The 13770-nt window shown below is 70.9% G+C and carries 14 protein-coding genes; 8 read left to right on the forward strand and 6 right to left on the reverse strand.

Features of this window, described 5'->3' with window-relative positions:
• Nucleotide 1 precedes the first annotated feature (1 nt).
• The 5 genes from ACFPL3_RS14530 to ACFPL3_RS14550 all read left to right on the forward strand — a co-directional run bounded on the left by ACFPL3_RS14530 (nucleotide 2) and on the right by ACFPL3_RS14550 (nucleotide 3308).
• On the forward strand, nucleotides 2–712 hold the full coding sequence (locus tag ACFPL3_RS14530; RefSeq protein WP_343941825.1) for a TetR/AcrR family transcriptional regulator: 711 nt from the start codon (nucleotides 2–4) through the stop codon (nucleotides 710–712).
• A gap of 129 nt (nucleotides 713–841) precedes the next feature.
• Nucleotides 842–1474, forward strand: a complete 633-nt coding sequence (locus tag ACFPL3_RS14535) for a VOC family protein (RefSeq protein WP_343941824.1) — start codon at nucleotides 842–844, stop codon at nucleotides 1472–1474.
• Nucleotides 1471–1719, forward strand: a complete 249-nt coding sequence (locus ACFPL3_RS14540) for a hypothetical protein (RefSeq protein WP_343941823.1) — start codon at nucleotides 1471–1473, stop codon at nucleotides 1717–1719. Before ACFPL3_RS14535 ends, ACFPL3_RS14540 begins: the two co-directional genes overlap by 4 nt.
• Nucleotides 1716–2957, forward strand: a complete 1242-nt coding sequence (locus ACFPL3_RS14545) for an alpha/beta hydrolase (protein ID WP_343941822.1) — start codon at nucleotides 1716–1718, stop codon at nucleotides 2955–2957. Before ACFPL3_RS14540 ends, ACFPL3_RS14545 begins: the two co-directional genes overlap by 4 nt.
• Nucleotides 2958–2999: 42 nt before the next feature.
• Entirely contained in the window at nucleotides 3000–3308 is a 309-nt protein-coding gene (locus ACFPL3_RS14550) for a hypothetical protein (protein WP_343941821.1), read from the forward strand.
• A gap of 185 nt (nucleotides 3309–3493) precedes the next feature.
• On the opposite strand, the gene budC is transcribed toward ACFPL3_RS14550, so the two are convergent.
• From budC to ACFPL3_RS14575, 5 genes are all read right to left on the reverse strand, one after another.
• Nucleotides 3494–4345: a meso-2,3-butanediol dehydrogenase gene (gene budC / locus ACFPL3_RS14555; RefSeq protein WP_379589119.1), complete on the reverse strand. Its 852-nt coding sequence runs from the start codon at nucleotides 4343–4345 to the stop codon at nucleotides 3494–3496.
• Between the two features lie 2 nt (nucleotides 4346–4347).
• The gene (locus tag ACFPL3_RS14560) at nucleotides 4348–5178 is read right to left on the reverse strand and encodes an oxidoreductase (protein ID WP_343941820.1); all 831 of its coding nucleotides are present in this window, start codon (nucleotides 5176–5178) and stop codon (nucleotides 4348–4350) included.
• A 212-nt stretch (nucleotides 5179–5390) separates the two neighbouring features.
• The gene (locus ACFPL3_RS14565; protein ID WP_343941819.1) at nucleotides 5391–6656 is read right to left on the reverse strand and encodes a bifunctional 3,4-dihydroxy-2-butanone-4-phosphate synthase/GTP cyclohydrolase II; all 1266 of its coding nucleotides are present in this window, start codon (nucleotides 6654–6656) and stop codon (nucleotides 5391–5393) included.
• A gap of 2 nt (nucleotides 6657–6658) precedes the next feature.
• Complete coding sequence (locus ACFPL3_RS14570) at nucleotides 6659–7612, reverse strand: hydroxymethylglutaryl-CoA lyase (protein WP_343941818.1); 954 nt, start codon at nucleotides 7610–7612, stop codon at nucleotides 6659–6661.
• Nucleotides 7613–7646: 34 nt separating this feature from the next.
• On the reverse strand, nucleotides 7647–8900 hold the full coding sequence (locus ACFPL3_RS14575; RefSeq protein ID WP_343941817.1) for a CaiB/BaiF CoA transferase family protein: 1254 nt from the start codon (nucleotides 8898–8900) through the stop codon (nucleotides 7647–7649).
• A 155-nt stretch (nucleotides 8901–9055) separates the two neighbouring features.
• On the opposite strand from ACFPL3_RS14575, the gene ACFPL3_RS14580 reads away from it, so the two are divergent.
• On the forward strand, nucleotides 9056–9562 hold the full coding sequence (locus tag ACFPL3_RS14580; protein WP_343941816.1) for a flavin reductase family protein: 507 nt from the start codon (nucleotides 9056–9058) through the stop codon (nucleotides 9560–9562).
• Nucleotides 9563–9603: 41 nt separating this feature from the next.
• Here ACFPL3_RS14580 and ACFPL3_RS14585 read toward each other — a convergent pair whose 3' ends face one another.
• Entirely contained in the window at nucleotides 9604–10638 is a 1035-nt protein-coding gene (locus ACFPL3_RS14585) for a helix-turn-helix transcriptional regulator (protein WP_343941815.1), read from the reverse strand.
• 316 nt (nucleotides 10639–10954) lie between these two features.
• Here ACFPL3_RS14585 and ACFPL3_RS14590 point away from each other — a divergent pair, with 316 nt between their 5' ends.
• Nucleotides 10955–12433 (forward strand): aldehyde dehydrogenase, encoded by a 1479-nt coding sequence (locus ACFPL3_RS14590; RefSeq protein WP_343941814.1) that lies wholly within the window; start codon nucleotides 10955–10957, stop codon nucleotides 12431–12433.
• Between the two features lie 85 nt (nucleotides 12434–12518).
• The gene (locus tag ACFPL3_RS14595) at nucleotides 12519–13697 is read left to right on the forward strand and encodes an LLM class flavin-dependent oxidoreductase (protein ID WP_343941813.1); all 1179 of its coding nucleotides are present in this window, start codon (nucleotides 12519–12521) and stop codon (nucleotides 13695–13697) included.
• The last annotated feature ends 73 nt before the right edge of the window (nucleotides 13698–13770 follow it).

The following is a 13770-nucleotide window of genomic DNA, read 5'->3' on the forward strand; positions in this document are numbered from 1 at the left end:
CATGAGCGGCAACGGGACCGGGCGCAAGCGCGGCGCGGCGAGTACCGCACGTCGGGAACTGGTGGAGAACGAGCTCTACGAGCAGGCGACGCGGTTGTTCGCCGAGCGCGGGTTCGCCGGCACCAGCCTGCAGGACATCGCCGACGCATTGGGGATCACCCGACCCGCGCTCTACTACTACGTCAAGAGCAAGGACGAGTTGCTGGCCAGGCTGGTCACCGAGGTGACCAACGGGCCGCTCGACGAGCTCACCGCGCTGGTCGCGCGCGGGCTGGATCCGGTCGCGACGCTGCGGGGGATAGTCGAGGTCCTCGTGGGGCGCAGGGCCGGTCAGCCCGAGCGGTTCCGGCTGCTCATCCGCTCCGAGGCCGAGCTGCCCGAGGAGCTGGCCGAGGCGTACGACCAGGGGCGCCGCGCCGTGCTGAAGACCATCGCCGGCGTGATCGACGACGGCGCGCACGCCGGGGTGTTCCGGCCCGTCGACGCGAGGGTCGCGGCCCTCGGCGTGCTCGGCATGTGCAACTGGGTGGCCTGGTGGTTCCACCCCGGCGGCCGCTACAGCGCCGAGGGCGTGATCGAGCAGCTCGCCGACATGGCGGTCGCCGCTCTGGTACGGCCCGACCACCATGTTCCCGGCGGTAACGGCCCGGCGGCGGCGATCAAGCTCCTGCGCCAGGACCTCGACCACCTGGAACGCATCCTCGACATCTGATCTGCCACCCGACCCGCGTCCGGGCTCGCGCACGCCCAATGAATCGTCTCTATAGTCAAACTCTGGACTCATGTGTCAATCACGGCGTATGGTCGGAGGTGACACCGGAAGACGCCATGGAGGTAAGTGATGACAGAGCAGGACCACCGGGTGCGAGGGGTCGACCACGTCGCGTTCCCGACCTTCGACCCGGCCGCGACGGTGCGGTTCTACCGGGACGTCCTGGGCTTCCCGGTGGTGCACTCGATCTGCGCGGCCGGCTGGGGCCCCGAGGACCACCCGGACTTCATCCACTTCTTCTTCGACATCGGCAACGACGACCGGATCGCGTTCTTCTACTACTTCGGCACCACGCCCGAGGTCGGCGGTGCGTCCGGGGAGAAGGGCGACGTCTACGCGCGCTTCGGCGGGGAGGTGCCGGAGTACTTCGTCCGGTCCCGCCACCTCGCCATCCACGTGGACAACGAGGAGGACCTGCTGGAGTACCGCCGTCGCCTGGACGCGAGCGACTGGCCCGTGGAGATGCAGATCCAGCACGAGACGATCGAGTCGATCTACACCCACGACCCCAACGGCTACTTCTTCGAGATCACGCGGGCCATGCGGCCGGTCACCCCGCAGGAGGACCTCGACGCGAACCTCACGATCGACGCCCTGCTCGACGTCGTCGCCGAGCCGGAACCGAGCTTCGGCAAGCTGCTGGCGCGCAAGGCCGAGCTGATCGTCGAGCGGGCCGCGGACTGGGAGCAGGTGGCGCCGTGACCACGCTCTACGTCCTGGACGTCCCGGAGAACACCGCCGTGGCGAAGGTGGCGGCCGAGGACCCGACGGTGACCGTGGGGCAGATCGGGCCGTACTTCGCGATCAGCGCGGCCGGGCCGATCGTGATCGACCGCCGCGCCACCGGGTGCCGGCACGCCGTCTGGTACTCGTGCATCGCCGGGGTGGGCCGGGATGGCCGGATCACCCAGCACGACAAGGACGCGCTGAAGGTGGAGCCCGCGTGACGGGCCGCTTGGGGGCGGGCCGCTACCTGGCGGCGGGGGAGCGGCCCGCCGCCACGGCGACCTCCGTGCACGAGCTGACCACCGCCGACGGCGCGACGGTGCGCGGCGTGCTGGCCACCGTGCCGGGCGCGCAGACGGTGGTCTGCCTGATGCACCCGCGCCAGGACGTCACCCACCACCCGCTGGTCCCGCTGCTGCTCCACGCCGGGGTCGCGGTGTGGACCCAGCACACCCGCTCGGTGAACAACGACCTGAACCTGATCCACGAGCAGGCCCTGCACGACGTCGCCGCGGGCCAGGTCTTCCTGCGTGACCTCGGGTTCGAGCACGTGGTCGTCCTCGGGCACTCCGGCGGCGGCACGCTCTTCGCCTACTACCTGGAGCAGACCGCGCTCGCGCCTCCCGACCGGATCGCCACCACCCCCGGCGGCCGGCCGACGAAACTCGCCGACGCCCGCATGCCGGTGGCCGACGCCGCAGTCTTCCTGGCCCCGCACCCCGGTCAGGGCCAGCTGCTGCTGGCCTGCATAGACCCCTCGGTGGCCGACGAGGCCGACCCCCTGTCCGTCGTGCCCGAGCTCGACCCGTGGAACCCGGCGAACGGGTTCGCGGAGCCGCCGCAGAGCTCCTCCTACTCGGCGGAGTTCCTGGCGCGCTACCGCGCCGCGCAGCGTGACCGGGTCGCCCGGATCGACGCGGTCGCCCGGGAGGCGCTGGCGCGGACCGCGGAGGCGCGTGCGGCGTTCAAGAAGAGCGGCGCGGCCGCCGATCGGCGCCGCAGCCTCGCGCCCACGATCATGACGATCTTCCGGACGGATGCCGATCCGCGCACGGTCGACCTCTCGCTCGACCCGAGCGAGCGGCCGTACGGTTCGCTGTTCGGCCAGCGGCCGGACCTGATCGACTACGGGCAGGTCGGCTTCGGCCGGCTCACCACCCCCGAGGCCTGGCTGTCGACCTGGTCCGGGCTCAGCTCGAACGCCGACCTCGTCCGCTGCGCTCCCGGGGTCACCGTGCCGACGCTGTTCGTCGAGCTCACGGGGGATCAGGCCGCATTCCCCGCCGACAGCCGGCGCATGACCGGCGCCCTCGGCACCGACGACCTCACCACCGCGACCGTCCGCGGCACGCACTTCGGCGGCGCCATCGCCGAGGGCGAGCCCACGGGCAACCAGCTCGCCGCCGACGAGATCCGCGGCTGGCTGGACAAGCGCTTCCCCCTCGCCCCGCCGACCTGAGCTCGCCGACCGGGCTGGAACCCGACGGTCGCCCAGGCCGGTGTGCTCGGCAGCCTGGCAGCCCTCGTCGTGCTCTACCTCGCCGTCGTCCTCGCCGGCATCGGCACGGTCGGCACCCAGATCCTGATCAACGTCTTCATCGCGAGCCGGTACCCGACCCGCATCCGCGCGACCGCCATCGGCACGGCGCTCGCGGTCGGGCGGCTGGGTGGGATCCTCGGTCCGCTCGACGGCGGGATCCTGCTCTCGGTTCAGCTCCCCATGCAGGCGTTGTTCTACACCTTCGCCGGACATGTACCGGATCTGCGCGGGATCCGCCGGGCGGACGACGGGCAGGTCTTGCGTCGCTGACCCGGACCCGACGAACTCCGCCCAGTCCTCGAACAGCACCGTCTCCCGCAGTTCCGAAAGCTCCGACCGGTCTTCAGGGCAACTCGGGGTCTTCCCCGGCCGTGACTCCGTGATCCGCCTCGTCGGCGCTCCCGGTCGAACGCGCCGTCCTCGGCGCCGCGGATGAACGCCCGGGTGCCGTCGACTCATCCCAGGAGCGAAGGGATGCGCATGTTCGGCTGCCCGCTGGAGGCGCGGAGCCCGCCGTCGACCGCGATGTGCGCGCCGGTCACGAATGACGCGTCGTCGCTGGCCAGGAAGGCGATGACACCCGCGATCTCCGAGGGCTGGGCCGGACGGCCCATCGAGATCCGCTCCATGAAGTCCTCGAAGACCTCCGGCCGCTCCAGGTGCGGCGCCGCCATGTCGGTGACGGTCAGTGACGGGTGCACGGCGTTGACCCGTACGCCCTCGGCTGCGTGGTCGAGCGCCATCGCGTTCGTCAGATTGGTGACCGCACCCTTCGACGTGTTGTAGGCGGCCAGGTCCCAGTCCCCGCCGAGCCCGCACACCGACCCGACGTTCACGATGCAGCCGCCCACGGCGCGCAGGTGTGGAAGCGCGGCCCGGGAGCAGAAGAAGACACCGTCGACGTTGGTCGCCATGACCTGATGCCACGTCGCGGCGTCGAGCTGCTCGACGGTCCCGGGCGCCGCGATGCCGGCGTTGTTGACGATCACGTCGAGCCGCCCGTGGCGCGCCGCCACCCCGTCGATGATCGCGGTGATGGCCTCCTGGTCCGTGACGTCGCCGACCGCGACCTCGACGACACCGTCGGCGTTCGCAGCCGTCCGCTTCAACGTCTCCTCGGTCCGCCCGACGCCGACCACCGTCGCGCCCTCGGCCGCGAAACGCTGCGCAGTCGCTGCGCCAATCCCCACACCGGCCCCGGTCACGATCACGACCTTGCCGGCGAAACGTCCATTCGTCATTGCTGTCCCTCGAATCAGGCGGTCTCCGCCGCCGTCAAGTCCTCGATCTTCTGAGTGCCGCTGCATTCTCAGGAGGGGTCGTCGAAGCCGGTCTTCAGGGCGAGGGGCTCCCACTGGTCCATCGACTTCAGGAAGGCTGTGAACTTCGTGCGGGCGAGCGCGTAGGCCCGCTCGCCGAGGGGGAGGTGCAGCGGCGGACGCTCGGCGTCGACCGCCTGGAGGACGACGTCGACCGCCTTGTGCGGATCCCCGGCCTGCTGCCCGTCGTGCTCGACGCGATACCGGCGGCGGACCCCAGCGGTCCCGGCGTACTCCGGCATTTCCGCAGCGGCCATCCGCATGGACCGACCGAGGAACTCGGTGCGGAACGGGCCGGGCTCCACGATGATCGTCGCGATCCCGAACGGCGCGACCTCCTGGGCGAGCGCCTCGGACAGACCTTCCACGGCGAACTTCGTCGCGTTGTAGTAGCCGTCGCCGGCGATCCCGGCGCCGGAGGACATCATGACGATCCGCCCGCCATCGGCCCGGCGCAGGAACGGAAGGACGGCTCGGGTCGTCTCGATCAGCCCGAACACGTTGGACTCGAACAGCGGCCGGTACTCCTCCGGCGTGCCCTCCTCGATCGCGCCGATCATGCCGTGCCCGGCGTTGTTCACCAGCACGTCGACGCCGCCGAACTCCTGCTCCGCCAGTTCGGCTGCGGCTGCGGCGTCCCCGGCCCTGGTGACGTCGAGTGCGGTCGCCCGGCACGTCTCCGGGTGGCCCGCGACGAGGTCCTCCAGCGAGCGCGGATCGCGCGCGGTGACCACGACCTGGTCACCGCGGTCGAGGACCGCCTCGGAGAGGACCCGCCCGAGCCCGCCCGAACATCCGGTGATGAGCCACCTGCGTGACATGACGCTTCCCGTCTCCTCGGATGATCCCGGCGGGCCGAGGTTCCCGCGTTCCTGACCAGATCGACGCTAAGGACGTCGCACGTCCCGACCGAGGGTGTGGTGCACCTACCCGCGCGGGCGCCCGGTAGGTCCCGCGATCCGGCCGAGGTGCGATCACCTCCTGGTCATCGGTCGTGATCAGGTGGTGGGCACTGGTGGGTTCTTGGCGTCGCTCAGCCGGCGCCCTCGTCGAGTGTGAGCACGTGTCCCATTCGCTCCTGCTTGGTTCGCAGGTAGCGCAGGTTGTGCGGGGAGGGCGCTGCGGGCAGGCTGACCCGCCCGACGACCTCGAGGCCGTACCCGTCCAGCCCGCCGTACTTCGCCGGGTTGTTGGTGATCAGCCGCAGCCGGGTGATGCCCAGGTCGGCCAGGATCTGTGCCCCGGTGCCGTAGGAGCGGGAGTCCACCGGCAGGCCCTGCGCGGTGTTCGCGTCCACGGTGTCCAGCCCGCGTTCCTGCAGCGCGTAGGCGCTGATCTTGTGGGCCAGCCCGATCCCGCGGCCCTCGTGGCCGCGCAGGTAGACCACCGCGCCCGCACCCTCGGTGGCGATCGCGTGCAGGGCCTGTTCGAGTTGGGCGCCGCAGTCACAGCGCAGCGAGCCGATGATGTCGCCGGTCAGGCACTCGCTGTGCACCCGCACCAGCGCGCCGCGCTCGGTGCGGCTCGCAGCCGCGACGTCGCCGTGCACGAGGGCGAGGTGCTCGATGCCGTCGGTGGTGGACCGGTAGGCGACGGCCCGGAACTCGCCGAACACCGTCGGCATCGCCGACGTGGCGACGTGTTCCACGACCTGCTCGTACGCCCGTCGGTAACGGACGAGATCGGCGATCGCGAGCACCGGGAGTTCGTGCGCGGCGGCGAACGCGCGCAGCCGGTCGCCGCGGGCCATGGAGCCGTCGGTGTCGACGATCTCGCCGATCACGCCGACGGGCTCCTGCCCGGCCAGCCGCAACAGGTCCACGGCGGCCTCGGTGTGCCCGGCGCGGACCAGGACGCCGCCGTCGCGGGCGCGCAGCGGGAAGACGTGCCCTGGTCGGCGCAGGTCCGTGGGCCGGGTGGCCGGGTCGGCGAGCGCGCGCAGCGTGCGGGTGCGGTCCGCGGCGGACACGCCGGTACCGGCGTCCCGGTGGTCGACGGTCACGGTGAAGGCCGTGCCGTGGGCGTCGGTGTTGTCGCTGACCATCTGCGGCAGGCCGAGGGCGTCCACCCGGTCGGCGGGCATCGGGGCGCACAGGATGCCGGTGGTGTGCCGGACCATGAACGCGATCTGCTCGGGAGTCGCGGTGGCGGCGGGCAGGACCAGGTCGCCCTCGTCCTCGCGGTCCGCGTCGTCGGTCACGACCACCATCCGGCCGTCCGCGAGAGCGGTGGCGGCGCGCTGCACGGCGATCGTCGCGGGCAGGCCGCCGACCCGGCTGGTGGGAGTGTGAAGGGGCATCGTCAGCTCCTCGTCGTTGCGCCGTTCTGAGCACTCGCGTCCCGCCGTCCACGAGGCTGGTTCGGCCCACCGGCTCGGTAGAGGTTGCTGGGCAGCTCGTGCCCGACGGCTCGTTCGACCAGCGCGGCGGCGTCGAGCACCCGGCTCAGGTCGATCCCGGTGGCGATCCCGGACTCTTCGAGGAGGTAGACGACCTCTTCGGTGGCGATGTTGCCGCTCGCGCCCGGCGCGAACGGGCAACCGCCGAGCCCACCGACGGACGCGTCGATCTGGACGACGCCGGCCTGGACGGCCGCGAGGACACAGGCGATGCCGGAACCGCGGGTGTTGTGGAAGTGCACCCCGATCGGCACCTCGGGTACGGCGTCGCGCACGGCGGCGACCAGGTCGGTGACCCGGCCCGGAACGGTCGTGCCGATCGTGTCGCCGAAGCAGAGCTGGTCAGCCCCGAGCTCGACGGCCCGACGGGCGATGTCGACGGTGCGGCGCAGCGGGGTACGCCCGTCGAACGGACAGTCCCAGGCCACCGCGATGATGGCTTCGAGCCGGCCGCCCGCGTCGTGGGCCAGCGCGGCGATGTCCGCGACGCCGTCGACAGCCTCGTCCGTGGTGCGCCTGGCGTTGGCCAGGCTGTGGCCGTCGGAGGCGGAGATGACGTACTCCAGGTGCGGCATCCCTGCGGCGACCGCGCGCCGTGCTCCGCCGCGGCCGGCGACGAGTGCCGAGAAGTGCAGGTCAGGCCACCGTTGGAGTTCGGCGACGACCTGCTCGGCGTCGGCGAGAGCAGGAACCGCCGCAGGCGAGACGAAGGAGGTGACCTCGACGCGCCGCACGCCGGTCGCCGCGATCGCGTCGAGGATCTCCAGCTTCGTCTCGAGCGGGATCGGTGCCTCGAGCTGCAGTCCGTCACGCATTCCCACCTCACGGAGATCGATGGATGCGGGCGTCGTCGTCATGCAGCACCTCCGGATCGGGTCGATGTAGCCGTGGTCAGATGACGCCGGCGTCGGTCAGCGCGGCGAGCTCGGGGCCGGACAGCCCGAGCAGGCCGGTGTAGACGTCGGCGTTGTGGGTGCCGGGGCGTGCGGGTCCGGCCCAGCGGATCGACCCGGGTGTGCCGTCGAGCACCGGGACGACACCGGGGCCGAGGATGTCGCGGTCGATGGCCGGGTCATGATGCGGAACCAGCATGTTGCGGGCCCGGAACTGCGGGTTCTGCACGACCTCGGCAACGGTGTCGACGGGGCCGACGACGACGCCGGCGTCTTCGAGGAGCGTGGTGAGGCTGTCGGCGTCGTGGCCGGCCGCCCACTCGGCGACGATCGCATCGATCTCGTCCTGGTTGTCGCCCCGGGCCACGTGGGTGGCGAACCGGGGGTCGGTGATCAGGTCCTCGCGCTGCATCGCCTCGCAGAGCCGGGCGAAGACCGTGTCCTGGTTGGCGGCGATGATCAACCATCGGTCGTCGGCGCACCGGTAGAGGTTCGAGGGAGCCAACTTGTCCAACCGGGTTCCGGAGGGCTGGCGGACCAGGCCGGTGGCGTCGTAGTCGGGGATGACCGACTCCAGCATGGCCAGGCATGCCTCGGTGAGCGCGACGTCGACGACCTGGCCGCGGCCCTCGTGCGGGCCGCCCCTCTGTCCACGAGCGTGAAGAGCGGTGAGCACGCCCTGCATGGCGAACATCCCACCCAACGAGTCCCCGATGGACAGGGCTGCGCGCGGCGGTGGGCCTCCTGGGAACCCGTTGAGGTGCCGCATCCCGCTGACGGCTTCGGCGACCGAGGCGTACCCGGGACGTTCGGCGTGCGGGCCGGTCTGCCCGTAACCGGACACCCGCGCCAGGATCAGACCCGGGTTGCTCTCGGCGAGCACGTCGTACCCGAGGCCCCAGCGTTCCAGGGTGCCGGGGCGGAAGCTCTCGACCACCACGTCAGCGGTGTCGACCAGCTTCAGGAACAGGTGGCGGCCTTCGTCACGGCGCAGGTCGAGGGTGATGCATCGCTTGTTGCGCGCGTGCACGGTCCAGAAGAAGTGATGGCCGTCCTGCGCGGCCTGGCCCCACACGCGCAGCGGGTCGGGGCGGTCCGGGGCCTCGACCTTGATCACGTCGGCGCCGTGGTCGGCGAGCAGGCGGCCGCAGAACGGCCCCGCGATCAGCGTGCCCAGCTCCAGCACACGGACCCCCGCGAGCGCTCCGGGCGAGGCGACGTCGACAGCGGGAGATGGGTGGTCGTCGAGCACATGGGAACGGTAGGAAGCGGCCGGCAGGAGTGGTATCCGTTGCCGGAGGACGAATATCCGTACGATGCAGAATTGCGGCGAGGTTCGCCGGACGGATATTGCCTCGGCGGTCGGCGGATATCCGTGGACCGCTCGCGGTCCTAGCATGGCGCGACATGAGCGAGCGGCAGCACGTCGAGGTGCCCCCGGTCAACGAAGAGCGGATGCGCGATGTGTTGGGGCACTTCGCGTCGGGAGTCGTCGTGATCACGGCGATGACGCCCGACGGACCGGCCGGATTCACCTGTCAGTCGTTCACCTCCTTGTCGCTCGAACCGCCGCTGGTGTCCTTCTCCCCGGCACGTACGTCATCGACCTGGCCCCGTTTGCGTGCAGTCGGCAGTTTCTGCGTCAACGTCCTGGCGGCCCACCACGTGGAGACCAGCAGGGCGTTCGCGCGGTCGGGGACCGACAAGTTCGCAGGCGTCGAATGGGAGCCCGCTCCGTCCGGAGCGCCGGTGCTGAGTGGCGTTGCCGCGTGGATCGACTGCCGGTTGGAGCACGAGTTCCCCGGGGGTGACCACACGATCGTGGTCGGCCGGGTGCAGCACCTGGGTGCGGACGCCTCACGGGCCCCGCTGCTGTTCCACAGGGGCGCCTACGGCATCACGAGCGGAACCTGACACCGATCGTCGATCGGGCGGTGTCGATCGAGCCGTGCCGATCAGGCCGTGCCGGCGTCGAGGCCCGCGCCGTGGCGGAGCGTCTCCCGCGGCAGCTCACCGAAGCGTTCCCGGTACTGCTGGGCGAACCGGCTCTGGTGGATGAAGCCCCACCGCAAGGCCACGTCGACGATGCGCGTCTGCGTCGGGTCGCAGCGCAGCAGTTCGGCTCGGACGTGGTCGAGGCGGACGCGGCGCAGGTAGCCCATCGGGGACTCGCCGAGCTCGGCCTGGAAGGTGGCGTGCAGCGTCCGCACGCTCATGCAGCCCACCCGGGCCAGCTCCTGCGGGCTGAGCGGTTCGTCGGCGTGCTGCTCGATGTAGTCGATGACCGGGCCCAGCCGACCACGACGCACCGTGTCAGCCGGCGCGAGCAGCTCGTCGAGGTACTGGTGACGACCGGTGAGCAGCAGTTGAGTCATCACGAACGCCTCGAGCTGCTCACGCGCCACCGGCATGTCGGCCAGTCCACCCGGCCGGTCCAGCTCGCGGACGAAGAACTCCACCGACGACAGCAGTGTGTGCCCCGCGGGGGTGGTGAGGTCGATGCCGAAGTCGAAGTCGAGCACATCGTGGACCGGGCGGTTGAGATGCTCGCTCAGGTGCGTCTCCAGGCTGCGCCGCGGGATCTTGAGGATCAGCTGCTCGGCGTCCGAGGACCAGCGCACGGTGTTCTCCTGATCGGGGAGCAGCACGATGCCGCTCCTCCGGGCGTGCGTCGTCGCCCGGTCGCCGTCGCTGCGGTCGGCGTCCGTGCGGCCCTCCACCGTGAGGTTGATGTGGTAGCAGTCCTCGGTCGGGGGCATCACCAGCTTCGCGCTGGACTTGTAGGTCAGGTAGCCCAGGGTGAACAGACGGTCCGACGTCGCGTTCAGGGTCATGTCGAGTTGGTCGTTCGGAGCGGTCAGCTCGTGGTCGAGGTAGACCTTGGTGACGGCGTCACGGGCCCGCTCCAGGCTGCGCGTGTCCAGCACCGGATACCGCGACAGGCGGGCGGGCGCGGACCCCGGCCCCTCTCCGGGAGGGTTTCGCAGCATCCCGACACCTCCTCGTGCCGTCGTGAGTCGAACCCCGCGCGCTCCGCCGGTGCCACCCGGGTAGCACCGCACGAACGACGCACCGTCGCGGACGAACCCTAGGCGTCGTCGGGCGGCCCCACCAGCCGCGCAGTGCGGACGTCTATCCGCTCCGTGCAGCGCTTCGCCCGGCGCAGCCGTGCTGGGCGGCGATCCGTTGCACGGAACGGATCGGACCGCTGCACGTCGCGGATATGAGGTGGTCTCGCCCGCGCATAGTCTCGCCCTCGTTCGCTGCGTGACCGCGGCCATGTGCGATCCGACGAAGGAGAGGTCGATGACGACGCCCCTGGAGGAGTTCACGCTGTTCATCGGCGGCAGGTCGGTGGGCGCCCGTTCGGGACGGACCTTCGAGTCGCTCAACCCGTACACGGGGCAGCCCTGGGCCAGGATCGCCGACGGCGGCCCGGAGGACGTCGACGAGGCCGTGGCCGCCGCCCGCGCCGCGTTAGAGGGCGAGTGGGGCGCGATGACCGGCTTCCAGCGCGCCGCGATCATGCGCCGCTGCGGGGACGCCATCGCCGCCAACGCCGAGCGGCTCGCCCGCCTCGAGGTCAACGACTCCGGCAAGCTGCTGCGCGAGATGCGCGGCCAGCTCACCGGCCTCCCGCAGTGGTACCACTACTTCTCCGGGCTGGCGGACAAGATCGAGGGTCGCACCGTGCCCCCGGTCAACCCGAACTACTTCGGCTACACCACCCGCGAGCCGGTCGGCGTCGTCGGCGCGATCACGCCGTGGAACTCGCCGCTGCTGCTGCTGACCTTCAAGCTCGCTCCCGCCCTCGCCGCGGGCTGCACCATGGTCGTCAAGCCGTCCGAGCACGCCCCGGCCTCCACGGTGGCCTTCGCCGAGGTGCTCCACGAGGCCGGGCTGCCCGCCGGTGTGCTGAACGTCGTCACCGGCTGGGATCGCTCCACCGGCGAGGCCCTGGCCGCCCACCCCGGTGTCGACAAGATCGCGTTCACCGGCTCGTCGGCCACCGGCGCCAAGGTCGCCCAAGCCGCGGTGTCGAACTTCAACCGCGTCACCCTCGAGCTCGGCGGCAAGTCCCCGCAGATCGTGTTCCCGGACGCCGACCTCGACGCCGCCGCGAACGGCCTGGTCGCCGGCGTGTTCGCAGCCACCGGGCAGACCTGCATGGCCGGCTCCCGGCTGATCGTGCACGCCGACGTCCACGACGCGTTGATCGAGAAGGTCGTCGCACGCGCGAACTCCATCGTGCTCGGCGACCCCACCGAGGCCGACACCGAGATGGGCCCCGTCGCCAACCGGCCGCAGTACGAGAAGGTCCTCGGCTACCTGCAGGGCGCCGCCGCGGAGGGCGCCACCTTCGCCTGCGGTGGCGAGCCCGACGCCGAGCGCGGCGGCCTGTTCGTCAAGCCCACCGTGGTCACCGACGTCACCCCGGAGAACACGATCGTCCGCGAGGAGGTGTTCGGGCCGGTGCTGGCCGCCTACACCTTCACCGACGAGGACGAGGCGCTCAAGCTCGCCAACGACACCCCGTACGGCCTCGCGGGCGCGGTCTGGACCAAGGACGTGCACCGCGCCCACCGGGTCGCAGGCAAACTCCGCGCCGGCACGGTGTGGATCAACGCCTACCGCGTCATCGCCCCCAACATGCCCTTCGGCGGCTTCGGGGCCTCCGGCATCGGCCGCGAGAACGGCGTCGACGCCGTCAACGAGTACACCGAGAACAAGTCCGTGTTCGTCGAGCTGACCGGGGGCACCCGGGACCCCTTCCAGCTCGGCTAGCCACCCACCTCCCCGCGATCCGGCCCGCCCACGGCAGGCGGGCCGATCGCGCCTGCCCCGACCCCGTCGAAGGAGACGACCAGCCATGACCGTGACCGCCAACGAGCGCCTCGGCCTCGCCCCCACCGACCCCCGCCCCGCGAGCGAGACCCGGCCCGCGGCCGACCGCACCGAGACCAACCCGCTGTTCGGCGACCAAAAGATGAAGCTGGGCCTGTTCGGCACCAACTGCTCGTACGGGCTGATCATGAGCCACGCCCCGTCGACCTACGAGATCACCTGGGAGCACACCAAGGAGATCGCCCAGCGCGCCGACCGGCTCGGGTTCGACGTGCTGGTGCCCGTCGCCCGCTGGAAGGGCTTCGGCGGCTCCACGAACTTCAACGGCAACTGCTTCGAGACCTACACCTGGGCAGCCGGGATCGCCGAGGCGACCGAGCGGATCGCGATCGCCGCGACCTCCCACCTGCCCACGATCCACCCGATCGTCGCCGCGAAGCAGGCAACCACGATCGACCGCATCTCCGGCGGCCGGTTCGCGCTGAACCTGGTGATGGGCTGGGTGCCACCGGAGATGGAGATGTTCGGCTCCGAGCAACGCGAGCACGACGAGCGCTACGCCTTCGGCCAGGAGTGGCTGGACTTCGTGACCCGGCTCTGGACCGAACCCGGCACCTTCAGCATGCACACGAAGTACTTCGACGCGGAACTGCTCGAGGCCTACCCGAAACCCCACCAGGGCCCGCGGCCCGCACTGCTCAACGCAGGCAACTCGCCGTCCGGGATCGAGTTCTCGGCCCGCAACGTGGACTTCAACTTCGCCTCGCTCGACACGCTCGAGAACATCAAGGCCTACACCGACAAGGTCAGGAACAAGGCCCGCGACGACTACCAGCGCGACATCCACGTCATGACCTACGGCCTGGTCGTCTGCCGGGACACCGAGAAGGAGGCCAAGCGCGCCTTCCAGCAGGTCGTCGACGAGGGCGACTGGGGTGCCGCCGGCAACGTCATCAAGATCGCCGGATCCGGGGCCAGCCAGTCCTTCGACCACGCGGTCAAGCAGATGCAGGAGCGGTTCATCGCGGGCTGGGGTGGCTATCCGATCGTCGGCACCCCGGAGCAGGTCACCGAAGAGCTCGGCAAGCTCAACGAGGCGGGCATGGAGGGCATGATCTTCGGGCTCATCGACTACAACGAGGAGCTGAAGTACTTCGGCGAGAACGTCATGCCACTGCTCACGCAAGCCGGCCTGCGGCATTGAGCATCCACGCCGACCGTACCGGGTCAAGGGGGTCGCGGAACACCAGGCCGGTGGACCCGCCCCGACGGTGGTC

The sequence above is a fragment of the Pseudonocardia zijingensis genome (assembly GCF_042657305.1).
GTDB classification, from domain to species: Bacteria; Actinomycetota; Actinomycetes; order Mycobacteriales; family Pseudonocardiaceae; genus Pseudonocardia; species Pseudonocardia zijingensis.

What these genes read in the sequence shown, in the direction of transcription:
- budC (WP_379589119.1), bottom strand. Translation starts at nt 4,345, where the DNA reads ATGCAGCGGCACTCAGAAGATCGAGGACTTGACGGCGGCGGAGACCGC.
- ACFPL3_RS14560 (WP_343941820.1), bottom strand. Translation starts at nt 5,178, where the DNA reads ATGTCACGCAGGTGGCTCATCACCGGATGTTCGGGCGGGCTCGGGCGG.
- ACFPL3_RS14530 (WP_343941825.1), top strand. Translation starts at nt 2, where the DNA reads ATGAGCGGCAACGGGACCGGGCGCAAGCGCGGCGCGGCGAGTACCGCA.
- ACFPL3_RS14595 (WP_343941813.1), top strand. Translation starts at nt 12,519, where the DNA reads ATGACCGTGACCGCCAACGAGCGCCTCGGCCTCGCCCCCACCGACCCC.
- ACFPL3_RS14570 (WP_343941818.1), bottom strand. Translation starts at nt 7,612, where the DNA reads ATGACGACGACGCCCGCATCCATCGATCTCCGTGAGGTGGGAATGCGT.
- ACFPL3_RS14565 (WP_343941819.1), bottom strand. Translation starts at nt 6,656, where the DNA reads ATGCCCCTTCACACTCCCACCAGCCGGGTCGGCGGCCTGCCCGCGACG.
- ACFPL3_RS14535 (WP_343941824.1), top strand. Translation starts at nt 842, where the DNA reads ATGACAGAGCAGGACCACCGGGTGCGAGGGGTCGACCACGTCGCGTTC.
- ACFPL3_RS14585 (WP_343941815.1), bottom strand. Translation starts at nt 10,638, where the DNA reads ATGCTGCGAAACCCTCCCGGAGAGGGGCCGGGGTCCGCGCCCGCCCGC.
- ACFPL3_RS14590 (WP_343941814.1), top strand. Translation starts at nt 10,955, where the DNA reads ATGACGACGCCCCTGGAGGAGTTCACGCTGTTCATCGGCGGCAGGTCG.
- ACFPL3_RS14580 (WP_343941816.1), top strand. Translation starts at nt 9,056, where the DNA reads ATGAGCGAGCGGCAGCACGTCGAGGTGCCCCCGGTCAACGAAGAGCGG.